A 26,789-nucleotide genomic window follows, 5' to 3' on the forward strand; every position below is an offset into this window, starting at 1 on the left:
TTACAGAATTTGCTTGGTAACCATAGCATTTTGGAACCACCTGACTCCATGCCGAACTCAGTAGTGAAACGAAATAGCGCCGATGATAGTGTGGGGTTTCCCATGTGAAAGTAGGACATTGCCAAGCGCCTAATAAAAGAAAGCCCGATTCGAGAGAGTCGGGCTTTTTTGCGTTTGGAGTCATTTAAAGAAGTTGTAGATAGAATAGCGTCGCCTATTCATCCATGAAGCTGGGTTGGATGGTGGAATAGGTCTGTATTCTCTAAAAAGGCTTATTTCACCTTGCGCAAAGTAAATGTACTCGCGTTGCTCGCAGTCATTGTACTTTGCACTTAATTCATCCATGAATATCATCGACATTAGTACTTCCATGTACGTCAAACCCGTTGCAGCAATGCAGCGGGTTTTTTGTTATGTGTGATTTAAAAAGTGTCGATGAAGCTGTAGACAGAATAGCATCGCCTATTCATCCATGAAGCTGGGTTGGATGGTGGAATAGGTCTGCGTTCTCTAAAATGGTTCATTTCACCTTGCGCAAAGGCCGAGCTAAAGCTCGACTTTGCACGACAAAAGCCCGATTCGAGAGAGTCGGGCTTTTTTGCGTTTGGGTTAATCACAGTTTTTCAGTTGATAACGCTGATATTTCTTCAGGATAGCCAGCCCAACTGCAGCCGTTCGTTTTGAAGAATTCGCTTATATGTCGATCCTTACAGCCCACACTAGCGTCATCCCGCACTTGATGTGGGATCTTCTAACAGGCCACACCGTAAGCATGAGCTGCACTGAGACTCGACAATCATTATCAGGCTCCAAACAAGACAAGCTCGACTTGGCAATGATAAAGAAGCTACTTTGCTTTAGGCACTACTTTATAGATCCCACTGCCATCGATTCCAAGATATAAATCGCCGCTGGGGTGAGTAGCCATGCTGCGCACGCGTCCGGCGCCTTCGAAGAGTTTGCTGTGGCCAATAACTTTATTGCCATCAAGCTCAACCAACACTAAGTGGGCGAATTTCATTGCGCCTACAACCAGGTGACCTTGCCATTGAGGGTATTTGTCGCTGGTTATGAATTCCATCCCGGATGGGGCGATAGAAGGGACCCACACCCAGTCAGGTTGTTGCATACCGGCACGCGTGGTCTCATCGGTGATCTTGGTGCCGTTGTAGTTGATCCCATAAGTGATCACCGGCCAGCCATAATTGAGCCCGGGCTTAATGATATTGATTTCATCACCGCCACGTGGGCCATGTTCATGGGTCCAGATCTCGCCGGTTTGCGGGTGCATGGCCATGCCCTGTGGGTTTCTATGCCCATAGGAATAGATACTCTTACGCGCATCTTTTTGCTTTGCAAAGGGGTTAGACTCGGGGATGGTGCCATCGGCGTTGATACGATGAATCTTACCTGCATCGTGGTCCAGGCGCTGAGGATGTACATCGCGATTTCCCCGGTCGCCGATTGAAAAATACAGGTAGCCGTCTTTATCAAACTCGATACGCGAGCCGAAGTGAAATGAGGGCTTGGTATTCGGGAAACCGTCAAATATCAGCTGGTTATCAACTAGCTTCATGTCTTTCAGGCGGGCGCGCATAATAGAGGTGTTGCTACCTTTCTCTTTGCCTTCAAAGCCGGAATAAGAAAAGTAGATCCAGCCATTCTTTGCGTAATTTGGGTCAATCTCGATATCCAGCAGGCCACCCTGGCGCTCTGCATGCACCTCAGGAACGCCCTCAATTGGCTTGTCGAGCAATTTTCCCTCTTTGAGCAAACGTAACTGTCCTGATCTGTCGGTCACCAGTAATTCTTTGTCATTTAGCCACACCATACCCCAGGGGATCTGGATGCCTTGGGCTACCAGTTCCAGTTGATAATCATCAGCACTTTTTGCAACTGGGATGGTTTGTGGTTCCACTGCCACAGCGGCCTGGGCAGATATAAAAATTAAGCTCAATGCAATCTTGTTTAGTGTTTTCTTCATACATACTCAACTAAAGTCGACAGATAGGTAGCCAAAGGTTAGCGCGTTTTGGCAATAAATGCCGCTGAGTGCGGTAAGTGACAGGTTGGCTGTGATGTGATGATGTGTTTGATTATTGTGCAAACGGGTAGCTGAAGATGAAATGTCATCAGACAAAGCAATTGCCCCAATAAGACTAACCTTTCTCTAACTTTATCACCAAGTGATAGCGAAATAATAAAGTTAAGTCTATAATTTATAATGCTATTTATTATATGCTTAGGAGTATGCTGGTACAGTGAATAAAACAGCCTGACTGCATTTTCACTACATATTTTACAAACTGAAACGCCCGTTTCAATGTGCTTTACACCCCTTACATTCGTTCGAATTTCTTTAATTTGAACGTGTCAGCGTTGTCATATAGGCTTGCGCGAATTTTTTAGCTTTACCCCGGAATTTATACCTATGTCATTTAGTGCCCGACATACTGTTTTGTTCTCAAGCGCTTTACTGATTGGCGCTTCGCATGTTTACGCCAGTACCACAGAGCTGGATACACATAAGCGTGAATTGGCCAGCCTGGAACATAAAGTGGCTCAGCTCAAGTCATCTAGAAGCAGTGCAGATACATCCAAAGAGACACCGAAAAAGGGCGTTCAGGTCGGCGGAGCGATCCGTTTTAACTATGGTATGAACTCTTATGATCAGGACAGTGAGCGCCGCGTTGGCGATATTGATTTTGATCTTGTGCGTATCAATTTATCCGGCGAGGTGGCCGATATTGGGATTAATGCAGAAGTACGTTTTCACGATTACATGCGTGTCGTAAAGTTTGCCTACCTGGACTATGATATTGCCCCGCAGTGGCAGGCTCAGCTGGGTTTGGCACCAGTCCCATTTGGCAATACGTCGGTTGCGTCGCACAGCTATTTTATGACGCCAAACTATTTTGTGGGTCTCGAAGAGGACTACGATTTAGGTTTGGTATTCAAGCGTGCAATGAAGGATAACTGGCAGCTTGATCTGGCATTTTTTAAAAACGATGACCATGGTGGGATAGATGGCTCGGCAGAAGATCGCACAGATCGTTACTCCGTGGATATTGTCGGGCTGCGTGGTGTCGGTGAAGGCGTCTATGACGCACCAGGCCAAAAGCTGGCTGAGTACAACACCCTGGTCGGACGCTTTGCTTATCAGATTGAACATGCACTGGGTGAAACTCAATTCGGCCTGTCAGCGCTGCATGGTGGCCTGGATAATGGTATTAACCGTGCCGGTGATTATCAGGCCTGGGCGGTGCATGCTTCTAACCGTTACGAACAATGGTATTTCCACCTTCAGCATACTCAGTACGACTATCAGGTAGACGAGTCGACCCAGATAGTGGTTGCTGCGAACGCCATGTACGACACCATAGCAACAAAAGCTACATCAACGACGCTGGGTATCTCATACGACATGCAGGTGACCCTAGGTCCAATATCACAGCTAACGCTGTATAACGACTTTGGTGTGATGCACGATAAATCAGATGACAGTGCGAATACCTGGATGAATATCACGGGTATGTCTGTGGCAGCCGGTCCTGTGTTTGCTTACATTGACCTGGTACACGCCAAGAACCAGCCCTTTGTGGGCGGCACGTTTGTCGGTGACAGTGATAATTTTGAACGTCGTTTTAACGTCAACATCGGTTACTATTTTTAACCTCTGATATCGCAGACACCTCTGCATTTTTGGCACAGAGGTGTTGTTTTAGCGATGGCCTTACAGCTTACAATATGCCTGTGAGCAGGCCAGTCTTGAACACTCTTGCGTGCAGTTTACCAGCGACACAATCACACATAAGTCGCCAGCCGAGATAGAGGCAGTTTGCTGACCGGCTGCAACCTGAGGCGTGGCGCGCTGTGCGAGTGTATTATGCTTGTCCGACAAACGTTTTAGTTGTGATTTTTTAACGGTTAATTTCATTGTTTTTTCCTTGTTGAATTGGGCATTTATTTGCTTCGGGCTGCAGCTTTTTGATTGCTGTAATGTGCAGCCCAATTCATTTAATCGCATCATTTTTATTTGGTCAAATGTTTTTACTAAATAAAAATATATCGAATAACTACAAAGAATTAGATGGATTTTTAATCGGGTAATTTGATCTTGCATGGAGGCGTTGAACTAGATTGGGTAAATCATTACTCAGGTTTAGGTGGTCGCTGTTTTGACCTGGGTGCAAAGTAGTTGACGTTAAGGTGTCCAAAGCCTGGAGGCCAGCTGACGCCATGAATAACATGGCGCCGGGTGTTGATTAGTTTTCCAGACCGAACGGATCATCAATCGCGTGTGCGGGCTCGGTAAACCACTTTGGTCCGTCCGGTGTCATATAGAAATGATCTTCCAGCCTTATCCCAAATTCGCCGGGTAATACCAGCATTGGCTCATTGGAGAAGCACATGCCAGCTGCCAGTGGCTGCGGATTGTCCTTAACTAAGTATGGCCACTCATGAATGTCCAGGCCGATACCGTGTCCGGTCCGGTGCGGGCAGCCTGGCAACTGATAATCAGGGCCCAGTCCGTGGCTGGCCAGATAGCTGCGTGCAGCAAAATCCACATCTCCACAGGGTGTGCTTATTTGGGCCGCTTCAAATGCCGCCAGCTGGGCATTTTTTTCGTGTTGCCACATGGTACGCTGACGCGCCGTTGGCTCGCCGAATACATAAGTGCGGGTGATATCACTCAGGTAACCATGCAGTTTACAGCCGGTGTCTATCAGTACAACGTCCCCTTGTTTCAGCGTTTGCGGATCTTTTACGCCATGGGGGAAAGAGGTGGCGGTACCAAACAGTACGATACAAAAGTAGTTACCTGTGGCACCGACCTTGCGATGCGCTTCATTGATAAAGGCTTCTACTTCAGTGGTGGTGATCCCTTCATGGAGTATTGAGGCCGCCGCTTTATGCACTTCAAGGGTCATGTCCATTGCCCGTTGGATCAGCGCGAGTTCAGAGGCAGATTTATGCATCCGGCAATGAGCCGTAACGCATTTGGCGTTGATAAGCGTAAGTGCAGGCCCTGCCTGGCGGATGCCATCAGCGATGAAAAAAGCGGCGCTTTCATCAATGCCCAAAGTGGCATCGGGTGCAATGTTCAACTCGTTGAGTACATTGACGAGCAAATTGTAAGGCGATTGTTCCTCCTGCCAGGTATGCATTGGCCCCTCAATGACCTGATAATCCTTGATTGAGCCGACTTCAAAAAAGGGCACGATAAACTGCACGTCTCCTTGCGCTGGCAAAATAGCACCCACCATGCGCTCACTCGGATACCATTGTAAGCCGGTAAAATACTTCAGGCTGGTACCAGCATTGAGATAAATGGCAGCGATACTGTGTTGCTGCATATACGTTTGCGCTGTTTCTATACGCCGTTGATACTCCTCGGGTTTAATGGCGACAACGTCTTGCGTCATGTCTGTGAGTGCAGCCAGTGCCGCTTCCCGGTTTTGATAACCTATGCCTTTCATAGAGATTCCTGTTCATGATTCGTTATTGAAAACGCGCAATATTGTAGGGGCCAATATCCAGCGTTGTGGTTTGATTTGCAATGCATTGTGCGATGAGCTCACTGGTGATTGCGGCCTGGGTCAGGCCCAGATGCTGATGTCCCAGTGCAAAGTAAATATTTGGGTGTGCCGGTGCCGGTCCAATCACAGGTAAAGAATCGGGCAGGGAAGGGCGCGGTCCCATCCAGTACTCGCCCTGAGTTAGCCGCTCACCACCCTGTAATAGTGCTTTAGCATGTGTCAGCAAGATTTCGGCTCGCTCATAATTAGGTGGGCCGTCCAGCCCTGCAAATTCCACCGTGCCAGCCAGGCGCAGGCCATGTTGCATTGGGGTCATAATAAATTGGCGATCTGCCGAGGCCACGGGCCGGCTGAGATTGTTTATGGCAGGCAACATATTGTGATAGCCGCGCTCTGCTTCAATGGGCAGTTTGTAGCCCAGCTGTTTACACAGTGTTTTGCTCCAGGCACCGGTTGCCAAAACCAATTTGTCGAAGCCGTGGCTACCGTGTGTTTGAGTTGTCACTTGTACTCTGGGCAGACTGGTGTGCCCTGTGGCACTATCACAGGGGGTTATTTTCGTCACAGCGGCTTTGACAAACAGACCACCCAGGGCGATAAACGCCTGATATAAAGTCTGGCTCAGCTGATACGGATCGGGGGTATGGCCGACCTCACTAAAGTAAAGCGCATATTGAATACGTGAGCTCAGCTCAGGTTCAAGGGTATGTAACTGTGCGCTGTCCAGTAGCTCAGTGGCTACGCCTTGCTGCTGATACTTGCGTTGTATGCCACGGATCTCATCAAGTCTCTTGTGCTCAAAAGTCAGCAAGCTACCACGCAGCTGAATATTGCGCTCAAACTCATCCTGCAGTAGCCGCCTGAATGCAGGGAGAGCGGCTTCGTTGAGTGCTCGCAGTGCCCGGGTATGATGTTTAAAACGCCTCGGCAGCATATTCAGACAAAAACGACTAAGCCACGGCAGTGCCCTGATAAAGTACCGATGATCAACTCTGAGCGGGCTGAGTTTATCCAGCAGCATAGCAGGTATGCGGGGAAGCAAGGTCTTATCGGCAAGCGGGAATACCTGCTCTGTTGCAAAGTGGCCGGCATTGCCACGTGAGCATTGTTCGCCAATGCCTGCCGGGTCATACAATGTGACCTGATGTCCCTGGCGGCTGAGTTGCAAGGCACTGCACAGGCCTACCACACCGGCTCCTACAACTGCAATTTGAAGTGAATGTGTCATTTTTATTCTCGTTTGTCAGATTGCATTTTACCAACCAGATGCCATGGGAAAGCTTACTAAAAAATAAACTTTATAATTTACATAGGTTTATTAATTTGTTTTTCCCAATCTTCGACGTTCTGGCAAATTTATTAAACTTGGATATTGATTATTGTATACAATATACCTATGATGGCAAGCACAAACTAAGTAGAGGACTTACCATGAAAGTAAATTGGCAGGGTGTTTATCCCGCAGTAACAACCCAGTTTAATGACGACGAAAGCATTAACTTTGAGACCACTAAAAGCATGATCAACACCCTGATTGAAGAGGGTGTCCACGGCATCATTGTATTAGGCACAGTGGGTGAAAACTGCTCGCTCCGTGCTGAGGAAAAACGTGATGTATTACGTGCAGCAAAAGACGTGGTTGCCGGGCGTGTGCCGCTGATCTCAGGTGTGGCAGAAACCACCACCGCATTGGCTGTCGAATTTGTTCGCGACGCACAAGACATCGGGGTAGATGGGTATATGGTACTACCGGGCATGGTGTACCGCTCAACAGAGCGCGAAGCCATCCATCATTATCAGCAGGTTGCACGCAATACCAACTTGCCAATCATGATCTACAACAACCCGGTGACCTATGGCGTGGATGTGTCTATTGATGGTATGAAAGTGCTGGCAGAGGAAGCCAATATCGTATCGGTCAAAGAAGCAACGGAAGATACGCGCCGGATCAGCGAACTATTCTCAGCTTTTGGTGATCGTTATGTGGTGTTCGGTGGCGTGGATGATATTGCGCTCGAAAGCTTAATGCTGGGTGCCACCGGCTGGATCTCTGGCCTGACCAATGTATTCCCGCGCGAATCCGTGGCTATTTATAAGCTGGCGCAGCAGGGCCGTTATGAAGAAGCCCGTGAGCTGTGGCGCTGGTTCCTGCCTTTGCTTCGCCTGGACACTATTCCTACTCTGGTACAGTGCATCAAGTACGCTGAGCAACTGGCTGGCCGTGGCAGTGAAGTGACACGTTCACCGCGCTTGCCATTGACTGAAGACGAAAAAGCTTACGTACGCCGCTTGTATGATGAGGCTGTTACCAACCGGATTGACCTAAGCAAATTTAATCTGGATTAAGCCTATGAATAAGGGAACATTTTTTTGCATTGACGGGCATACCTGTGGCAACCCGGTCAGACTGGTGACAAGTGGTCACCCACCGCTTGAAGGCGCGACCATGAGCGAAAAGCGCCAGCACTTTTTGGCCGAGTTTGACTGGGTTCGCCGCGCGCTGATGTTTGAGCCGCGCGGTCATGACATGATGTCTGGCTCCTTTTTATATCCGCCAACCACAGAAGACGGCGATGTGGCCATTCTGTTTATTGAGACGTCTGGCTGTTTGCCCATGTGTGGTCACGGCACGATAGGCACAGTGACATTTGCCTTGCAACAAGGTCTGCTTACGCCAAAAGAGCCTGGGCGACTCAAGTTAGACACACCCGCCGGGCGCGTGGATGCCTATTACTCAATGCGCGATGGCCGGGTGGAGTGGGTCAAGCTATTTAATGTTCCTGCATTTTTGGCGCACCGGAATGAGGTGATCTCCGTGCCCGGCATTGGGGAGCTGCAGGTCGATATTGCTTATGGAGGGAATTTTTACATTGTTGTTGAACCTCAGGGCAATTTTAAAGGCACTCATGTGACCTGCGCAGCTGAACTTCTGGCAATGAGTCCAAAGGTGCGCGATGCCGTAAACGCGCAGATTGCCTGTGTACACCCGGTAGATCCGACCGTATGCGGTGCTTCTCATGTGCTGTGGACCGGCGACCCAAAACACACCGATTCCAGCGCAGCCAATGCGGTGTTTTACGGCGATAAAGCGATAGATCGTTCGCCCTGTGGCACCGGCACCAGCGCACGAATGGCACAGCTGTTTGCCAAAGGTGCATTGCAAAGTGGTGAGGATTTTGTCCACGAAAGCTACATCGGCAGTCAGTTTATTGGCCGAATTGAGGGCACCACAGAAATTGCCGGTCACAGTGCCATCCTGCCCAGCATTCAGGGTTGGGCCAGAGTGACAGGCCACAACTGTATTACTGTGGATGACGACGACCCATACGCATTCGGCTTCCAGGTACTTTAACTAAGATGAGGCGGACCGCTTCATCACCCGACTTGTCTTAAGGAGACAACCATGACTTTGACAGGACAGAGTTTTATTGCCGGGCAGTGGTGCGGCAATGCAGACAATGGGCAGTTTTTTGCGTTTTGTCCGCAAACCAATGAACGACATCACCAACCATTTTTTAACGCAACTCAGGCCCAGCTGAAAGACGCAATTGCACAGGCGCAAACGGCTTTTAAAATCTACCGGCGACTTTCATATTCGCAACGTGCGGTATTTCTGCGCAATGTTGGCGAGGAGATCCTTGCCCTGGGCGATAGCCTGATAGAAACCACCATGCTGGAAACTGGTCTGCCCAGAGCACGCCTGGAAGGCGAACGCATGCGCACGGTGAACCAGCTGAATGCCTTTGCCGAGGCGCTTGAGCAGGATTTGGCACCACTGGCGCTGGCGCGTCAGGATGCCGCAGATCCGGATCGGGCCCCGTTGCCCAAGCCCGCAACGCAGTTACGTTACCTGCCTGTTGGCGTGGTCGCTGTATTTGGCGCATCTAACTTTCCATACGCGTTTTCAACGTTAGGGGGAGATAGCGCAGCAGCACTGGCAGCAGGTTGCCCCGTGATAGTGAAAAGTCATACCGCACATCCGGGGACCAGTGAGTTAATGACGCGTGCCATGGCGCGCGCCATTCAACGTAGCGACGTGCCGGACGGCGTATTTTCTATGATCCAGGGCACCGATTATGCTTTGTCGCATCAGCTGGTTGGCGCTGCCGATATTAAGGCGGTGGGGTTCACGGGTTCACTTACTGTGGCTAAAGCCCTGCTTGAGACCATTCACCAGCGCGAAGAAGTGATCCCGCTGTATGGTGAACTGGGCAGTGTAAACCCGCAAGTGGTGCTGTCAGATTTTGCTAAGGAGCAGGGAGGCAATCTAGCACATACGCTGGTTCAGTCACTCTCAATGGGCAACGGACAGTTTTGTACCAGTCCCGGCTTATGGCTGGTGCCATCGGGCGAGGATGAATTTGAAGTTGCTGCCCGCAAGGCAATAGAAGCGGCACCTTCAGATACCTTGTTAACGCCAAGAATTTTGAGCAGTTTTGAGGGGGCCATGAGTGCGCTACGTGGCAATTCACGTGTGACTTTGCTGGCGCAAGGGGCGCAAAGTCAGCCGTTTCATGCCAATGCACATTTATATGCCTGTGATGCGGAGGACTTTATCAATGATGCGAGTTTGCATGAAGAAGTGTTTGGTCCCAGTGCGCTGATTGTGCGCTACCGTGATGAGGCGCAACTGTTGCGTGTGATAACCCAGTTAGAGGGTCAGTTAACGGCCAGCGTGCACGGCACCAAAGCAGAAATTGCCGCGCAAGAAACCCTAATTGATGAACTGAGTTTTAAGGTAGGCCGCCTTATCTTTGGTCAGATGCCGACAGGTGTTGAGGTGTGCGGTTCTATGAATCATGGCGGTCCTTATCCATCATCAACGGATGTGCGCTCAACATCGGTCGGGCTGCAAGCCATGACACGCTTTTTACGGCCGTTATGTATACAGTGTTAGGCAGTCAGAGCAGATAAAATTTCTGTAACCCCGTGGAGTGCGGTTGTATGGGCTTGTTCCTTAGCCTGTGCAGCCGCCTATTTGATCATAAACTGCGTTCATAGCGTGTGAACTATGTCCTTCACAACGTGCAATTTATGGCAATGCACGTATAATGTATCCCAATGATAATAATTAATTAACCCTATGGCGATTGTACATAAAACCCGAACTCAGCTGGTTGCGGAAGCGATCCGAGAAAAAATTCTCAGTGGTGAAATTAAAGCCGGTGAGCCCTTGCGTCAGGCAGCGCTCGCGGATGAACTGAATGTCAGCCGGATCCCGGTCAGAGAAGCATTGTTACAGCTTGAAGCGGAAGGTCTGGTCAACTTTGAGGCCCATAAAGGGGCCACGGTTACCCGCCTCAGTGCTGAGCAAATTGACGAGATATTCGATTTGCGTGCCATTTTAGAAGCAGAATTACTGAGCCACTCGATAGAGAGCCTGACTAAGCGTGACTTGCTTGAAGCCGAAGCGATTTTATCGGATCTGGAAGAAGCCACCGAAGCGGGTGATGCGCAACTGGCAACCGGTAAGCTGAATGCAGAATTCCACAACAAATTATATAGTCGTGCAGAGCGTCCCCAGACGCGTGAACTGGTAGAAGTCTACAGCAAAAACTCAGAGCGATACGTGCGTATGCATATTCTGCTGGCTGGTGGTTTGAAAACGGCACCTGAAGAGCATCGCACCTTGCTTAAACTGTGTTATGAAAAAGACACCGCAGGTGCCTGCGAGTTTTTGAAAAAGCATATCACAGGTGCTAAAGACGACATCAAAGACCTGCTGCTGCGTCTTGAGCAGGAAGCGAAGTAATTACAGGGCTGTGAATTCAGCCCTGACACTTCTAACAGTCTTATCTCAGCGCGTTTATTAATTCTATTCGCCTTCGATGACCTTGTGTTGCTGCAAATACTGCTGCGCAGCATCGGTATGCGGTGCAAAGCGCTTCCAGCGTCCGATAGCGCGGCGGTTAAGCGGCTCACGCACCTGCACTTTACTGGCCGTTGACACTGGTGCGTCGTTGAGATGAAAACGCATACAGCCGTCCTGCCAGGGCAATTCACAATACGCCAGCAGCTTGGCTATTTGTTGCTCCGGGTTGTCGACCAGGGATTCGTACTGCATCATATAAAACTGCTCACCGTGCAGCTGTTTCCAGTGTTGCATCAGTGTATAAAAGCGGTTGTAAAAACGCGCGGTATCCATCAAGTCTAGCGAATAGGCGTAATAAGGGTTGTTGATGGTAAACAGCTGGCGGAAGTTACCAATACACGTATCCATAGGGTCGCGCATCAGGCAAATGATTTTGGCATTCGGCAGGGCCCGGCGGATCAGGTCAACGTAGAAAAAGTTAAATGGCAGTTTGTCGACAAAATGTGCATGGCTGCCGGTGACCACTCGGGTTGCATCCAGATACGTTTGTCCAAGTTGTTGCGGGTTGCATTGATAAGCCTGCTCAAGCGTAAGCGGGTCGAGCACGGTCTGGCTGGTGGTTTGTGCCAGGCGTTTTACGCTGATCCCAAAGTCCTGTAATTCCCCGGCAGACATCACCTCACTGTGGCTGGATAAGATCCGCTCTACCAGAGTGGTGCCGGAGCGCGGCATCCCAAGTACAAAAATGGGCTCCCGGCTGCTGTGGCCTGCGGCTGGGTCAAATACATGTTCATCACTGAGTGCCCGGATCTGCTCGAACAAGGCCTCACTGCCAGCATGATCAAATGGCCGGGCTGCATGCATGGCTGCTTTACCCTGTGTGAGTGCATGATAAGCCGAATCAAATTCGCCAAGGTCCTGATATTCTTTTGCTAAAGCATGGCCCAGATGCAGCTGGGACTCAGCGGAGCGTGCGCGCTCAAAGGCGCTTTGTAAACGTGTGAGGTGGTTGTCCTCTGAGCTGGCTTTTTTCAGATCAGACAACGCAAAGTGCGCTCTGTGGTGATCTTTATCCAGTGCCAGCGCCTGCTCAAAGGCCTGCTCGGCCTCATCAAATAAGCCGACGAATTTAGCACTGACCCCAAAGTTGTAGTAATACTGCGCATTATTTTGCGTGAGTATGAGTGCCTGGCGGAAAAATGCCAGCGCATCCTGGTGCAGTCCAACGTGACTGAGTGCCACGCCAAAGGTGTCGGCGTCCAGCGCGCGTGTCAGCATGTCCGGGTCAGTTTTTTCCGCAGTTTGCCTGGCCTGTGCCAGTTCACCCTGTAATGCATAGCATTTTGTCAGCTGAGCGCGATATTCGTCGCTGCTGTGCAGTCCCAGGGCCTTTTCGAGCAACCGGACTGCTTTTTTCAACTGGCCAACCTGAAGATTAATCACACCAAGCAGAAAGTAGCCGTCGGCATAATCAGGCGAAACATTGAGTAGTTTGACAAGGTACTGATGGGCGGTTTCGAGCTGGCCCTGATTGAGTGCGCTAATGGCGCTTCTGTGTAATTGCTGGATAGACGTCATAGTGGATTATCGCTTCACATTATACCAATTTGCTTAATTAAGTGCTCTACTTTGAGGCGAGAAAATATGGTCGATAACACCGCTCTCGCGTCCTGCTACCGCTGAGGTACCTACGTCCATGTAGGCAAGGCAAAAATTTTGCTATTTAGTTGTTCTAAATGAGAAATTTTTAACACCGTTAGCGTCATATTTGCTCCTTCAAATTGAATATGTATTAAGTGAAATTGGTATTATATAAAGGCCCATCACTATGGATGGGCCTGAGCGGGAGAGTTCAATTTACTAAAGTTCGAACTGATAGTCGAACTTAATACCCACTGTCAGTGGTTTGTTTAGATAGTGGCCATAATTACGCTGGATCTCAGCCCCGTTGGCGGTGGTGATATCCCGTACATCGCGCCGTACTGACGTAAACGCGTACTTATTGAACAGGTTATTGACGTACAAGGTGGCAGACCACATATCGCCGGTCAGCTTGGCTGACAGGTTACTGATCCCATAGCCGGACAGGGTTTCGCCGCTATCGCGCAAGCCTACTTTGGAAATGATATCGCTCTGTGCCGTCAAGCCGTAGTTGATGTCCAGCGTTTTATCGCCCAGCACTTCCATTTCATAATTCACGCCCAAAGAGAACTGATGTTCCGGTGAACCTGGCAGTCGGTCGCCATCCTTACCGCCATCGGTGCCATCGGCATTAAACAGGTAAGGCGCATCTGAAGTTAACTCGGCTTTTGTATAGGCATAGGTTGCATAAGCGCTGATAGAGTCGCTGAGAATAGCACGGGTTGATATCTCAACCCCTTTGGCGTTGGCCGTCCCGGCGTTAGACGTATAAGGAATTTGACCCACGACCGTTGCACCGGCAATTTGTGCATCCTCCCAGTCTACGTTGAAAATAGCCGCATTGAAGTGCAGGCGGTTTTTCAGCCAGGTGCTTTTCAGACCCAGTTCATAGTTGGTGGTGGTGTCTGCGGTATACAGCATTTCGTCGGGCATACCACAACCTATTTGTTTGTCGGGCAGGGGATCCGGGCAGGGCGCCAGACCGTTGGAGCCACCAATACGGAATCCTTCACTGGCCGTGATATACGCCATAACTGAGTCGGTAAACTGATAGTTTGCGTTAAACTTGAACAGGTTGCCATCGTCTTCAGCATTGTTTTGCTCAAAGTCCAGGGTAATATCGCTCGGACCTGCGCCGCTGAAGAGGGTATTGGCCAGCGGGAAGTCAACGGCAGATTCGGCTTTTACTTCGTACTCATAAAAACGTGCACCGACGGTGATGGTTAGCTTGTCATTGACCTGATAACCGACCTCACCGAACAGGGCCTGCTCTGTGATTTCACTGCGGTCGACCGAGAAATATTCTAAGTTATCCGGGCGGGTTTGCTCGCCACCAAAATTGGCCACGGCAAATTCACCAAAGCCTGGCGTAAACTCTTTACTGCTGGCATCACTTTCAAACTTGTTGTAAAAGCCGCCAACAATCCAGTTCCAGTCGGAGTCACTCTGCGATACCAAACGGATCTCCTGAGTGAAGGTGTCTTCTTCTTCCTCTTCACGGGTAAACGCTGAGAAGGACGGAAATTCCTCGTAGCCGTAGTCGAGACGGATCAGCAAGTCGGTTTGGTCGCGCTGGCCGTCGGCCTCAAAGCTGGACCAGCCGGATGCAGAAACCAGCTCAGCAAAGCCCAGGTCGGCTTTTAATTCCAGACTCAGCAGATCATCTTCTTTGTCTCTGGGCTCCTCGTAACGATATGCAGATTCATACTTACCAATACGATCGTTCAAACCATTTGCCGGGTTAAGTGCCTGATAGTGCACAATAGAGCGGCCTTCACTTTCTTGTTTTTGGTAAAAGTAATTTAGTGTGCCATCAAACCAGTCGTTCGGCTTCCAGCGCACAGAAATGCGGCCCGTGGTAGTGGTTTCGCCATTGGCATCGTCTACGCGTTTAAGGTTGTTATCAACGGCACTTTGATTGCTCCAGTCCGGATCTGCCAAAGACGCTCCGCCCTCGCGGACCACATAGTTGTAATCAATAAACCCGGGATCTTCATACTGATTCAGGCTGGCACGCAGCGCCAGTTCATCTTCAATGATGGGGGTGTTGAACACAAAACCGCCTTCACCACCAACCGAATCACTCTCTGAGTTTTGAAATAAGTCGCCATACAGCTGGACTGTGGTGATGTCTAGCTCGGGCGCTTTAAGCATATAGCGGATAGCACCGCCCAGTGTGCCGGCACCGTAAAGTGTACCTTGCGGGCCAATCAAGACTTCAACGCGCTCCACGTCGGTCAGGCGCATATCCAGCGAAACAGGAATTTCGTTGATATAGGTTGCGACTGTGCCGCCATCAGAGCCGGGGCCAGACGAGTTGGTGTTAAGTCCTCGCACTATGATAGGAGACCCAGAACGTCCCCCCTGATCGGTCACGGTCAGGCCGGGCACCCAACGTGCCACATCAGCCAGCTCACCAATGTTTTGGTCTTTCATTACATCGGCATCGAGTGCGGTGATGTTTAAGGGCGCTTCCTGTACCGAGCCGCTGCGACGAGTAGCCGTGATCTGGATAACTTCAAGTGATTTTTCTTTGACGCCAGCTTCATCGGCTTGTGCAGATGCACTGAACATTATTGAGCCTGGCAAAGCCGTAGCAATGGCCAGGGCTATGAGTTTTGGTTTTAGCATTGTATTACATCCCGGAGTGTTCTGGTTGTTGTTTTTATGCAAACTAAGAAAGCATAAAGTGAATCTCGTAACAAGATCATCAAAAAAGGTACTAAAATAATTATTTATTATATTTGCAAATATATTCACTATCAATGACTTTTTAGTCGAATTTGTGCATGAAATTGCAGTAAAAAAAATTCTCGATAATTTGTAATTTTGTTGGTTTTTTTATCTCTGTACAGGGGTTTTTATGCGTTCTTTTGAATTAAGTATGCGGTTATTCTGTTTCTGATTTTACTTAGGATAATTTGGTCAGCAAAATAGTATGCAAAATGGTGGGAAGCTGCCCAATACCTTGCAGATCCTTTGGGGCTTTGCGATGTGTACTAATGCGCCGCAAACTGCGATAAGTCAAAAGGTGGTTAGTATTGGTTAAAAGGTGAATAAATATGCTGGTGGATTGCCCGGCCGAGCAACCGTCAATGAATAGGTTTGCAAAATCAGGGGCAGCTGAGGGGGTGATAAGCATTCCCGGGCTTGATTAGTCGGAGGCGGGTGATTGATACATCAGAAATATCGCAACAGACAAATCAGAGAAGCACTACAGCAAGTGTCAACCGGCAATCAACACTTGCTGCAAATCTGGCGGTTATTTTACATAGATCAACAATTGATTTTGCTCTGCACCGCTGTACTTCGCGTGCGTATAGGGCCAAATATCAAACTTGGTCCCGTGTTGATACAGTGATGCGCCAACGGTCAAATGACTGTCAGAACGTGAGGTATGTTTTGTGCTCAATGCGATGTAAGAGTAATCGAGCCCGGTACTGCTACAACCACTGACTTCATCATGCCACAGCAGGGCTACATCAAACGGCACCGGCGGAAATGTGAGACTGGCCACCTCATTGGTTGCAACACAATTTCCGGCTAGTAGTTTATCTTTGCTGATAAACGCGACTTTCCCATGTTCGTCTATGGTCATGATCCCAACTTGCATCGAGCTGATGATGCTGCGCCATTGCTCATCGGTCAAGACACCCGGATCTGCTGGCCGCACCTGTGTTTTTGTCGTAAGAGCATCCAGCCCATCCTTATGGTTAGCAACCAACGTCCACCCGCCGTCAAGCTCTGTCATATTACAATAGGCCTGAAATCCATTGCCTTTATACTGGCTGGATGGCTCAACATAATAGGTGCCATTCACCGTGTTGGAGGTCTCTTTCTTTATTGATGCACAAGTAATGGCGTCTGGGCTTGGCTCTGTGGGTGGCAACTGAGTTGTATCGTTTTCAATAAACTGGCCATAATACTCGAGCTCACCAATGACGATGGCATTGTGACCATGAGTTGCATGCACAACCAGACGAATATGCTTGCCCGTGGCGGGGGATAATAAAGTGAACTGGTTTTCGTTGACTTTATCCAGAGTAAAGGTCTCATGATCATGGAAATTGATATTATCGTCAGACACCTGAAGCGTAACGCGTCTGGGGCTCATGCCTGGGGTTACAGCACCAGTGTAGACAAAGGTTTTGAAACCTGAGATGTAGGCGGTTTTTGCAAATGAAACCTGTAACCACTGAGGTGCATTATTTTGATAGCCTAACCAGGCACCTGAATTTGTTTTGCCGCGTGTATCGGCGTTGACGAGTGTGCCACCATTGTAGCCATCAAATGCGGCTGCTGGAATGTATGTACTATAGGTTGTGCTGGCGGTAAAGTTACTTGTGGTTAACCCATTTGTGCCATTGAGTGCGATATTACCCTGCTCGCCAGTCTGCTCTCCCGGTGTAAACGTGAGCTCGGTATCTAAAGGTACAGCGCGCAAGCTATAGGTATCACCGCCATATGAGCTGTTATCGGTAGCAAAAACGTACTCCCCAATGCGCAATATACTGACTGATTCACGGACATGAACGGTTTCCTGATCTTTACTTTGTTCTTCCTGAATGAACAGTTGCTTGCTGCCAACCTGGATCCCCATATGGTTTAACAGCTCACTGTTGAGCACAAAGGTATCGCCATTGGTCATGTCCACGGTTTTATTCGGTGCATAAATGGCAACATAATTTACTATCTCATTGACCGAATTACTGTTAACACTCTCAGCATAATTGAGCTGAGTTTTGAAGCTGTGTCGGGTCAGGCTGGATGAGCGAACATTAAATGCCCGGTTGGCGTTATTGGTGCCTGCTGTTAGATACAGTTTAGGTACCTCAGGGAAGGCTTCCTGGAATAACACAAATTGATTATTACTGCTTAAATCAATTTGACCCGCTTCAATAATGGTACCGTCAGCGTATTCATAGCGCCCTTTTTCAAAAATCAGATACGGTACCTGTTCTTCGCCATGGACCCCGTCGTAATTGTCCCACTCCTTAAATGCGAGTGAGGCAGTATTGGCGGTCAGGCTGGTAACACTCACAACGCCTGGTTCTGCGTCTTTAAAAGACGGCACCCCAGTTATTAAAACGGGTTGATTAAACGCACTCATATCCAAAGTGGTTGGTAGATGATTTAGCAGCAAGGCGCCAGTGCTATGATCAGCCGCGGCCTGCGATGCAAACGACAAGGCAGCAACTAAAGCAAGTTTTTTAAACATGTTTTTCCTTTTTAATGAGATATTGGGTATGTTGTGCAATACCCGGCAGTGAATGCCGTAGCAATGTAATTTATTATTTAACCATGTACACTTGAAAGCTATATGTATTGTACTGTGGGTGCAACATAAAGGTTGCTCTGGTCATAATATCTGGGGTTTTGCTGTTAATAAAGGAATAAAGTACTAACGGAATGCACTTTGACGCGCCTTTGATTTAGGTCATACTGAGTCACAGTTAAATATTTGTGATATTCCAAATGCGCCTTTTCTTTATATTTTTGCTTAGCTTAAGTTGTTATGTGTCGGCGGCTGACAGCACTGAGGTTTACCCGGGAGCGCCAGCAGCAGCCAGCGACTACGGGTTTTTGATTGGAAACTGGCAGTGCCGGTATGAGCAGCTGGACCCGCAAGGCAAAACACTTTTTTCAGCCCCATGTCGCTGGCAAGCCCAATACGCCTTTGACAATAAAATGGTGGTCGACGATTTCAGTCTGCTCGATGCTCAGGGCAAGATAACCTACGCCGGCAGAACACTGAGAACCTTTTCACTTCAGGACAATCGCTGGCATCAGGTGTTCTTACCCGTGCAAATGAACGCTACCCTGAACCCATTTACCGCACACAGAGATAACGAGGGCGTTCATCTTGAAGTGGAACAGCGTTTGCCAAATGGTGAACTACAACCTGCGCGCTTTCGTTTTAGTCAGGTAAGCGACAAGGGGTTTGTCTGGGAGAGCAGCAAGCAACTTGAAGGTAGCGAGAAGTGGTATGTTGATATGCGGATTGTGGCAGAGCGGGGTGGGAAGTAAGCGGATGTTTATGTTGGAACGCTTGAGTGTGATTTGAATTAGCTTTATTTGGTGCTCAGTTGCAGCTAAGCCAAAAGGGCACTAAGTTTAATTTTGGCCGTACTCAATCAGACTCAGTAAGGAACAGCAAGATGACGAACTTCAATAAACGCCTCAATGAGCTGGATCTCAGCAAAGTAATACACAGATTAAAAGCCACAACAGGTGCAACAAATGACCAGTGTGAGTTGGCCGAAACACTGTACAGACAATTTCTCACCCAGAAAGCTAGGTACCCCAATACTCAGATAGCCCCGCCACAAGTTGCCGATGATGTGTGGCATGAACATCTTACGGATACGGTTTCGTATCATAACGATTGTAATGCCTTGTTTGGCGAGTACTTGCATCATATTCCCGATGAGGACAATCAAGAAGCATGGCAGACGGCTGTCCGCCTATATCAGTCAGAGTTTAATGTTGATGTGAGTGGTTTGGAAGCTGCAGGGTGTAGAGTCTGACTTTAATTATCCAAATATTTAGGTTGCCCTCATACAAGTAAATATATTAGTTATGGTATTTAACTATATAGCCAAGTAGTTTTTTTCAAGATAACGGGAATGATTAATTTCCTCGAAATTGACATAAAGAAGCAAGTGAGCAAGGAGCGAAAAATGACTTTAGCTGTGGCACATCAAGAGGGTGCAATTTTACGACTGATTGCTGATATGAGGATTAATGATGAAAGAGCTTTTGCTGATTCTAGAAACAACATTTATAAAAGCAAGATTAAAGCAATTATTCTTCATCCAAAAATCGCATTTTCTTATGCCAATAAAGTAGCGCCAGCAGAAGAAGCAATCCAACAGCTTTTCAAAGACTTGTTCCGAATGGGAAGTATACATATCAGTAGAGTTTGCGATGTTTTGCTGTGCAGTCACAAAGATAGCAATGAAGGTACAGATTTTCTAATATGTGACGGGGTTAATAGTGAGATCTTACAGATTAAAGATGGAAAACTAAATCGGAATGGCCGATATATAGGAGATCACTTGGGCTTTGAAAAGTACCAAGAACAGTTTGTAACAAGCCGTGATAATAATCTTAACACACGAATGATGGATTCAATGAAGTCTGTCATCGACAATACTGCTGTGGAAAGTGTCGGAGGCTATGAAACTTTAGTTACGAACAAAGAGGCATATGGATTTCAATATTCTGAGTGCGCCGTAGTCGGAAGGGAGCGAGAGGTAACAATAGATATTCCTGTGCAAGGCGCTAAAGTAATTGTACCATTTGGAACTGTTGAAGAAGGAACAGGCACCGTCATTCAATTTGCTGGTTGTTGTATTAAAAGTGAATATTTAAGAGCGACAGGCTTTTACTCAGCAGGAACAACCAAAGGCCTACTGTTTTTGCCATGGATTTCGATTGACCCATTGATCGTTGAATGCTCGGATGGGAAGAGCTTTATTGAAAATGCAAAAAAAGAATATGGTGTTGGGCTAAATGGCTATGATTATGACGGGAGTGCCGGATTAGTAAGAATTAGTAGCTTTTAATCATAGAATACATTAAACCGAGCTAGGATAGACTTATCATAATGCCTGAATCTAAGCAGTGCCTTAAAGGTCTGAGTGCATAGCACAGAAAATGCAAACATCACTCCAAGTCGAAGCTGCTTGACAACGCGCAATTACGCATTGGTACCCTCTGCCACTTGGTGATAAAATTTGGCTTACAAGCATTGTGGTCTCGTCAAATCCAAACTGTGACCAACACTGAGACCAGAAAGTAAAAAAGAGAATGTCTCAGAAAAACCATTTGAAATTTAAAGGCTTTTTATTCTATGTGTGAACTTTTGGGCATGTCTGCCAATGTACCCACGGATATTTGTTTTAGTTTTTCCGGGTTGCTGGAGCGTGGGGGGAATACCGGGCCGCATAAGGACGGCTGGGGGATCACTTTTTATGAGGGCAAGGGATGTCGGACGTTTAAGGATCCTGAGCCGAGCTGCCAGTCGGAAATTGCCAAGCTGGTAAAAGCGTATCCGATTAAAAGTGTGTCGGTGATCAGCCATATCCGCCAGGGCAACCGGGGCAGAACCTGTCTTGAGAATACCCATCCGTTTACCCGTGAGCTGTGGGGCAGGGAGATCACCTATGCTCACAACGGCCAATTGTCTAACTACAAAGATCTGACTACTGAGTTTTATAAGCCGGTGGGTAATACCGACAGCGAGCTGGCATTTTGCTGGATTTTGGACAAGATCCGTGAAAAATACCCGAAACGGCCAAAAAACATGGCGACCGTGTTTCGCTATGTTGCCAAGCTGGCGAAAACCCTGATGGACAAAGGGGTTTTTAATATGCTGCTGACCGATGGCGTATTTGTGCTGGCGTACTGCTCTAACAATTTGCACTGGATCACCCGCCGTGCACCGTTTGGTAAGGCAACCTTAATTGATGCGGATATGGTGGTGGATTTTCAAAAAGAAACTACCCCGGATGACGTGGTGACTGTGATTGCAACCCGGCCGCTGACCAATGACGAGGAGTGGACCAAAATGGAACCGGGCGAGTATGTGCTCTTTAAGCTTGGAGAAAAAATATAGCGCCTACCAGTGAAGCTCATTCTCTGAGTTAACGATATTAAAAAAGCCCTGAAAATCAGGGCTTTTTTAATGCTTTTTATTGCTTTGGCTTTTCTGCATCAAAGCTTTTTAGCTGGATCATAAACTGCTCCACGCCATCTTTGCCTTTAAACATTTGTACCACTGAGTAGTGGTAGGCGGGTGCCAGCCAGGCCATTGCCTGGCGCTTGTCGTTGTCGTACAGGCGCTTTACCTTAATGGTTTCGACATTGCCGACGGGTAAGGTGATAGTCTCCGGTCCCACGACTTCAAAGTCATAGCTGCGCACATTGCCATTTTTATCGACAATGGGATAGCTCATTTTAGTTTTACCGGCTTTTACGTCATTACGCAGTTGGATCTGGTACGATAAAACATCGTGGCGTTTTTCGCTCCAGTCGGCATTGATGGGGTATTTTTCGTCGTCCTTAAAGAGTTGCTTATTTTCTCTGTCGAAACGGATCTTATAATTCTTGTCTGGCCCGGTGCCTTCACGCTTCAGCGTGTACAGCAGTGGTTTTGGCATCTTATCATGGTACGTAAACAGCGAGTTTTCCATTCGCTCATCGGAAAAAATCATCCATTTGATGTTACTTTCGTAATTCAATGAGTAGGTGTCGTTTGAGACTTTTGACAGCTCTCTGATGGCATTGCCATGTACTTCGCCCTTGCGTAGTACGTCATATTCTGCCCGGTATGGGACAAGATCACTGGCGAACAGGGAAGAAGAGAAAACAGCGCTTAAACCTAATAGTAAAGCGCTGTATTTTTTATTCTTCTGGGTAGGTTGCGCCTTGAGCTGGAAGGGGGTGATTGTCAAAAACGGCATAGTCTGCTTCCATTGTTAGTCTGTGTTCGCTGAACCACTTGACCACCAAAGGATAGATTATATGTTCTTGTTCATGAACCCGCTGTGACAGCGTGTGCGCAGTATCATCAGCCAGGATTGGTACCTTAGCTTGTACGATGACCGGTCCACCATCTAGTTCTTCTGTCACGAAGTGAACACTGGCGCCATGAAACGTTTCTTTTGCATCAATCGCTCTTTGGTGGGTATTCAGCCCTTGGTACTTAGGCAACAAAGAAGGATGAATGTTCAACATTTTTCCTTTAAATTTTTGCACTAAGTCTGCGGTTAGAATACGCATAAATCCAGCTAATACAACTAAATCTGGATTATAAGAGTCAATTAATTGTGCTAAACGTTGGTCATAGGCTTCGCGGCTGTCAAAGTCTTTATGACTTAATACTTGCGTGTCAATGTCCGCGTGCTGGGCTCTTTGCAGCCCGTACGCGTTAGCTTTATTACTGATGACGGCACAGATCTCGCCATTGATGTCGTTGCGCTGACAACTGTCCATAATGGCCTGCAAATTAGAGCCACTACCAGAGATCAGCACAACAATACGAATTGGAGATCGCTTGGGTGCCATTACTCGGCACCACCCAGGATTTCAACTTGCTCTTCGCCTGCATTTGCAGCCTGAATCTCACCAATGTGCCAGGCGTTTTCGCCCTGTGCTTTTAGGATCTCCAGGCTCTGCGCTAGCTTGTCGGCTGGTACTACCAGGATCATGCCTACACCACAGTTAAAGGTGCGGTACATTTCATGGGTACTGATGTTGCCGTTTTCCTGTAGCCAGTTAAATACAGCAGGCCATTCCCAGCTGTCGCCTTTTACAACGGCTTTGGCGGATTCTGGCAATACGCGCGGGATGTTTTCCCAGAAACCACCACCTGTGATGTGCGACAGGGCATGTACGTCTACTTCTTTCAGCAGTTCCAGAATCGGCTTAACGTAGATACGCGTTGGCTCAAGCAGGTGTTCAGACAGGGGTTTGCCTGCAAACTCTTCGTTGGTATCTGCACCAGATACTTCCAGTACTTTGCGGATCAGCGAGTAACCGTTTGAATGTGGACCGCTTGAAGCCAGTGCGATCAGCTGATCACCTTCGGCGACTTTAGTGCCATCAATGATTTTAGACTTTTCAACCACACCGGTACAAAAACCGGCCATGTCGTAGTCTTCGCCTTCGTACATGCCAGGCATTTCAGCCGTTTCACCGCCGATCAGGGCACAGCCTGCCAGTTCACAACCCGTACCGATGCCTGTGACAACGTCGGCAGCAGTATCTACATCCAGCTTACCTGTTGCGTAATAGTCAAGGAAAAATAGGGGTTCAGCACCTTGAACTATCAAATCGTTTACACACATGGCAACCAGGTCGATACCCACGGTATCGTGCTTTTTAAGATCGATGGCAAGACGTAGTTTAGTACCCACACCATCTGTGCCAGCAACTAAGACAGGCTCTTTATATCCGGTTGGTAGTTCGCATAATGCGCCAAAGCCGCCAATACCGCCCATCACTTCAGGGCGACGCGTCTTTTTAACTACCCCTTTAATGCGCTCAACCAATGCATTGCCCGCATCGATATCAACGCCTGCGTCTTTATAGCTCAGAGACTGTTTTTGTTCGCTCACAGGTTTTCCTCAAAAATAACAGAATGGATTTGCTTAGAAACGCGCGTATTTTACATCAAATGCGCGAGTGCGGCTAGTCGATTTGGTCCGCACACACATAGATATCGCGTGCAGGGTAACGACACAAAATGAACTCTCAGTGCTTAGCTGTACCTGCTATGAGCAACGCATGAAGGGGATTTCTTCACTATACTGATTACATTTTAGTATGTCTGAATGTGATACATGTGGAAAGCCTGAGTTTAAGCTTCATCATGATTGGGTTCTTGCTGCTGCTACTGGCATTAAGACCTGCGTTGCAGATCTGCCGAATTGCACAGAACCGAGGCTGGCATGTGCTATTGGCGCTGATCTTATTTTTTATCTGTGGTTACCTGGCTTTTGCCTATCAGGTTTATCGCACTGCAAACAGCGCTCCTTTGGTGCTGGGGCTGTCAGTGATACTGATGCTGGGGGCCGTGTTTGTGATTGTGGTCGTTAAACTCAGTCGTTCTAGTTTGCAGTTGTTAAAGGATGTTGCGCAGAGTGAACGCCATCAGGCGCGTCACGATTCTCTAACCCAGCTTGAAAATCGACAGGAGTGTATCAATCATATTGAACACTGTATTTCACGGGGCCAGGTATTTAGTGTTTTACTCATGGATATCAATAATTTCAAGCAAGTTAATGATGCACTCGGTCATTTCTTTGGCGATAAAGTACTGATTGCTTTTGCAGCCAAAATGCGTTCATTCATTGCTCGCGGCGGTCGGGTATATCGAATGGGTGGTGATGAGTTTGTGGTGGTGACCGACGCGGCCAGTGAAACTGAGTTGTTTGCGCTCAACAATGGCTTGCTTAAAACTTTTAACGATGGACTGGTGATCGAAGACATTCATGTTGATGTGTACTATAGTGCGGGAGCACGTGTCTTTTTTCCTGAAGACCCCCCCTCAGTTACTGAGTTGCTAAAACACGCAGACATTGCAATGTATGCGGCTAAGCACAGCAGGCAGAGCTTGGTGATCTTTGATCAGGCCTTACATGATGGCGTGGAAGCTGAATTTGCACTGTTCTCTGCTCTGAAAAGGGCACTGAATGCTAATCAGTTGAAGGTATTTTACCAGCCTCTGGTATGTGGCCATAACAACGAAGTACACGGGCTGGAGGCCTTACTGCGGTGGCGCGATATGACAGGTGCATTTATCAGCCCCATGACATTCATTCCCATTGCAGAAAAAAACAACTATATCAAACAGGTTAGCGCTTTTGTCATAGAGCAGGTATTTGCAGACCTGCATGACTTTTTGGCCATCGAGCCTGGCGTAACGGTACATATTAACTTGTCGAGTCAGGACTTTCAGGGCCGCTATTTGGTTAATCAACTTGTCGAGCTTCAGACTAAATACAATATCCAGCCGAGTCGAATTGTGTTTGAATTAACAGAGAGTATGGTCATGCTTGATGTTGCCCAGGCCAGATATATGATAGGTGTTTTAATTGACATGGGGTTCGCTGTCAGCATAGATGACTTTGGGACCGGGTTTTCGTCATTTTCAATGCTCAGAGAGTTGCCTATTTCTCAGATTAAAATTGACCGTTCATTTATTACAGCCTGTCTGGATAGTGAGAAAGATCAGGCAATCGTCGAAACGACCATCTATTTGGCTAACAGGCTGGGGTGTTCTGTGGTTGCAGAAGGGGTGGAGGATAGCAAAACAGCCGCTTACCTCAATGCAAAGGGGTGCCATTACTTGCAAGGGTATTACATCAGTGAAGCACTGGAGCGTGACAGTGCCAAGCAATGGATGGATTCCCACAGAATGGTCAAAAAAGTACTCAAGCGTTGATCAGGCATGTTTTCCTGCCGGAAAAGTGAATGCACCCATAATGCCAATTTTAGCTAAACTGACGTGCCGCTGAACTTGTTATATTTTCATACACTTTTTCACACACTCGCGATGACTTTGGCGCTATATTATGCGTCACACACCTGCAACTCTGAGCATTTCGCCACTGCAGGACCAGGACGTCAATTTATCCAAGTATCGAGGAACGAGCGTGAACAAATTATTTGTCGGACTTTTTCTACTGCTGTTTTCATCACTGACCTTGGCTTCTAAGCCTCCACTGGAACTCGCTAATGAGGTTGGCGAAACGTTATTTGCGGATATCAGGCAAATCAATCAGGACGGTAATGCCAGCCCTGTAGAAATGCGCAAGTTAGTCAAGACACATCTGATGTCGCATATTGATATACGATTTGTATCTTATAAGCTATTGGGCAAACACATAAAGGGGCTGACTAAGCCGCAGGCCTTGGCGTTTATCTCGGCTGTTGAACATTACCTGGAAGTCAGTTATGCCAGTGCGTTGATGCAATATAAAGGTCAGCAAGTGACTTTTGAAGCTTTACCCACAGACAAAAATAGCAAATATGCCACGGTGAAGGCTGTAGTTAAGCAGCCTTCGGGTCCGGATATCGACATTCATTTTAAATTTCGTAAAAGTACCAAAGGACAGTGGCGGGTTTACGACTTGGTTGCCGAGGGCATTTCATTGCTCAGTGCCAAGCAAAAAGAAATTTCGGTGCGGATCTCTGAAGTCGGGTTGACGCAGGTGACTGCTGAGCTAAAAGCCAAGAGCTAAACAAGGCAGCTTGCAAAGGCTGCCTTGTGTTGACAAGTAGGCCCG

Annotated in this window: 21 protein-coding genes and 1 rRNA gene; 12 read left to right on the forward strand and 10 right to left on the reverse strand. The window is 47.9% G+C overall.

Annotation, left to right across the window (positions count from 1 at the left end):
* The first annotated feature begins 12 nt into the window (after nt 1–12).
* Nucleotides 13–127 (forward strand): 5S ribosomal RNA (gene rrf / locus MHN33_RS12710).
* Between the two features lie 720 nt (nt 128–847).
* Here the strand turns inward: rrf and MHN33_RS12715 are convergent.
* Nucleotides 848–1,984, reverse strand: a complete 1,137-nt coding sequence (locus tag MHN33_RS12715; RefSeq protein ID WP_239398347.1) for a PQQ-dependent sugar dehydrogenase — start codon at nt 1,982–1,984, stop codon at nt 848–850.
* Between the two features lie 447 nt (nt 1,985–2,431).
* Between MHN33_RS12715 and MHN33_RS12720 the strand changes: the two genes are divergently transcribed.
* Entirely contained in the window at nt 2,432–3,673 is a 1,242-nt protein-coding gene (locus MHN33_RS12720) for a carbohydrate porin (RefSeq protein ID WP_239398348.1), read from the forward strand.
* A gap of 60 nt (nt 3,674–3,733) precedes the next feature.
* Here MHN33_RS12720 and MHN33_RS12725 read toward each other — a convergent pair whose 3' ends face one another.
* The 3 genes from MHN33_RS12725 to MHN33_RS12735 all read right to left on the reverse strand — a co-directional run bounded on the left by MHN33_RS12725 (nt 3,734) and on the right by MHN33_RS12735 (nt 6,768).
* On the reverse strand, nt 3,734–3,937 hold the full coding sequence (locus MHN33_RS12725) for a hypothetical protein (RefSeq protein WP_239398349.1): 204 nt from the start codon (nt 3,935–3,937) through the stop codon (nt 3,734–3,736).
* Between the two features lie 328 nt (nt 3,938–4,265).
* On the reverse strand, nt 4,266–5,480 hold the full coding sequence (locus tag MHN33_RS12730; RefSeq protein WP_275442802.1) for a Xaa-Pro peptidase family protein: 1,215 nt from the start codon (nt 5,478–5,480) through the stop codon (nt 4,266–4,268).
* A 22-nt stretch (nt 5,481–5,502) separates the two neighbouring features.
* Complete coding sequence (locus MHN33_RS12735) at nt 5,503–6,768, reverse strand: FAD-binding oxidoreductase (protein WP_239398350.1); 1,266 nt, start codon at nt 6,766–6,768, stop codon at nt 5,503–5,505.
* A gap of 203 nt (nt 6,769–6,971) precedes the next feature.
* Between MHN33_RS12735 and MHN33_RS12740 the strand changes: the two genes are divergently transcribed.
* From MHN33_RS12740 to MHN33_RS12755, 4 genes are all read left to right on the forward strand, one after another.
* A complete protein-coding gene (locus tag MHN33_RS12740) occupies nt 6,972–7,886 on the forward strand; it encodes a dihydrodipicolinate synthase family protein (RefSeq protein WP_239398351.1) in 915 nt (304 codons plus the stop codon).
* A gap of 4 nt (nt 7,887–7,890) precedes the next feature.
* A complete protein-coding gene (locus tag MHN33_RS12745) occupies nt 7,891–8,892 on the forward strand; it encodes a 4-hydroxyproline epimerase (RefSeq protein ID WP_239398352.1) in 1,002 nt (333 codons plus the stop codon).
* A gap of 51 nt (nt 8,893–8,943) precedes the next feature.
* On the forward strand, nt 8,944–10,437 hold the full coding sequence (locus tag MHN33_RS12750; RefSeq protein ID WP_239398353.1) for an aldehyde dehydrogenase (NADP(+)): 1,494 nt from the start codon (nt 8,944–8,946) through the stop codon (nt 10,435–10,437).
* A 186-nt stretch (nt 10,438–10,623) separates the two neighbouring features.
* Nucleotides 10,624–11,292 carry a GntR family transcriptional regulator gene (locus MHN33_RS12755; RefSeq protein ID WP_239398354.1) on the forward strand — a complete coding sequence of 223 codons (669 nt, stop codon included), beginning with the start codon at nt 10,624–10,626 and terminating at the stop codon, nt 11,290–11,292.
* Between the two features lie 63 nt (nt 11,293–11,355).
* On the opposite strand, the gene MHN33_RS12760 is transcribed toward MHN33_RS12755, so the two are convergent.
* From MHN33_RS12760 to MHN33_RS12770, 3 genes are all read right to left on the reverse strand, one after another.
* Nucleotides 11,356–12,930: a sulfotransferase family protein gene (locus tag MHN33_RS12760; RefSeq protein WP_239398355.1), complete on the reverse strand. Its 1,575-nt coding sequence runs from the start codon at nt 12,928–12,930 to the stop codon at nt 11,356–11,358.
* Nucleotides 12,931–13,212: 282 nt separating this feature from the next.
* Nucleotides 13,213–15,624: a TonB-dependent receptor gene (locus tag MHN33_RS12765; RefSeq protein ID WP_239398356.1), complete on the reverse strand. Its 2,412-nt coding sequence runs from the start codon at nt 15,622–15,624 to the stop codon at nt 13,213–13,215.
* A 631-nt stretch (nt 15,625–16,255) separates the two neighbouring features.
* The gene (locus tag MHN33_RS12770; RefSeq protein ID WP_239398357.1) at nt 16,256–18,211 is read right to left on the reverse strand and encodes a discoidin domain-containing protein; all 1,956 of its coding nucleotides are present in this window, start codon (nt 18,209–18,211) and stop codon (nt 16,256–16,258) included.
* A 257-nt stretch (nt 18,212–18,468) separates the two neighbouring features.
* Between MHN33_RS12770 and MHN33_RS12775 the strand changes: the two genes are divergently transcribed.
* The 4 genes from MHN33_RS12775 to MHN33_RS12790 all read left to right on the forward strand — a co-directional run bounded on the left by MHN33_RS12775 (nt 18,469) and on the right by MHN33_RS12790 (nt 21,613).
* Nucleotides 18,469–19,020: a hypothetical protein gene (locus MHN33_RS12775; protein ID WP_239398358.1), complete on the forward strand. Its 552-nt coding sequence runs from the start codon at nt 18,469–18,471 to the stop codon at nt 19,018–19,020.
* Nucleotides 19,021–19,151: 131 nt separating this feature from the next.
* On the forward strand, nt 19,152–19,520 hold the full coding sequence (locus MHN33_RS12780; RefSeq protein WP_239398359.1) for a hypothetical protein: 369 nt from the start codon (nt 19,152–19,154) through the stop codon (nt 19,518–19,520).
* 153 nt (nt 19,521–19,673) lie between these two features.
* Nucleotides 19,674–20,561 (forward strand): hypothetical protein, encoded by an 888-nt coding sequence (locus MHN33_RS12785; protein ID WP_239398360.1) that lies wholly within the window; start codon nt 19,674–19,676, stop codon nt 20,559–20,561.
* A 287-nt stretch (nt 20,562–20,848) separates the two neighbouring features.
* Complete coding sequence (locus MHN33_RS12790) at nt 20,849–21,613, forward strand: class II glutamine amidotransferase (RefSeq protein WP_239398361.1); 765 nt, start codon at nt 20,849–20,851, stop codon at nt 21,611–21,613.
* Nucleotides 21,614–21,689: 76 nt separating this feature from the next.
* On the opposite strand, the gene MHN33_RS12795 is transcribed toward MHN33_RS12790, so the two are convergent.
* The 3 genes from MHN33_RS12795 to purM are packed head-to-tail and all read right to left on the reverse strand — an operon-like array spanning nt 21,690 to nt 24,116.
* Entirely contained in the window at nt 21,690–22,460 is a 771-nt protein-coding gene (locus MHN33_RS12795; protein WP_239398362.1) for a DUF3108 domain-containing protein, read from the reverse strand.
* On the reverse strand, nt 22,402–23,064 hold the full coding sequence (purN, locus tag MHN33_RS12800; RefSeq protein ID WP_239398363.1) for a phosphoribosylglycinamide formyltransferase: 663 nt from the start codon (nt 23,062–23,064) through the stop codon (nt 22,402–22,404). The genes MHN33_RS12795 and purN overlap by 59 nt, the downstream gene beginning before the upstream one ends.
* The gene (gene purM / locus MHN33_RS12805) at nt 23,064–24,116 is read right to left on the reverse strand and encodes a phosphoribosylformylglycinamidine cyclo-ligase (RefSeq protein WP_239398364.1); all 1,053 of its coding nucleotides are present in this window, start codon (nt 24,114–24,116) and stop codon (nt 23,064–23,066) included. The genes purN and purM overlap by 1 nt, the downstream gene beginning before the upstream one ends.
* 227 nt (nt 24,117–24,343) lie before the next feature.
* Here purM and MHN33_RS12810 point away from each other — a divergent pair, with 227 nt between their 5' ends.
* Together MHN33_RS12810 and MHN33_RS12815 are read left to right on the forward strand one after the other, a co-directional pair.
* On the forward strand, nt 24,344–25,945 hold the full coding sequence (locus MHN33_RS12810; protein WP_239398365.1) for a GGDEF domain-containing phosphodiesterase: 1,602 nt from the start codon (nt 24,344–24,346) through the stop codon (nt 25,943–25,945).
* A 211-nt stretch (nt 25,946–26,156) separates the two neighbouring features.
* Nucleotides 26,157–26,744 (forward strand): ABC transporter substrate-binding protein, encoded by a 588-nt coding sequence (locus tag MHN33_RS12815; protein WP_239398366.1) that lies wholly within the window; start codon nt 26,157–26,159, stop codon nt 26,742–26,744.
* Nucleotides 26,745–26,789 lie beyond the last annotated feature (45 nt).

This window comes from Pseudoalteromonas sp. OOF1S-7, assembly GCF_022347765.1.
Lineage (GTDB): Bacteria > Pseudomonadota > Gammaproteobacteria > Enterobacterales > Alteromonadaceae > Pseudoalteromonas.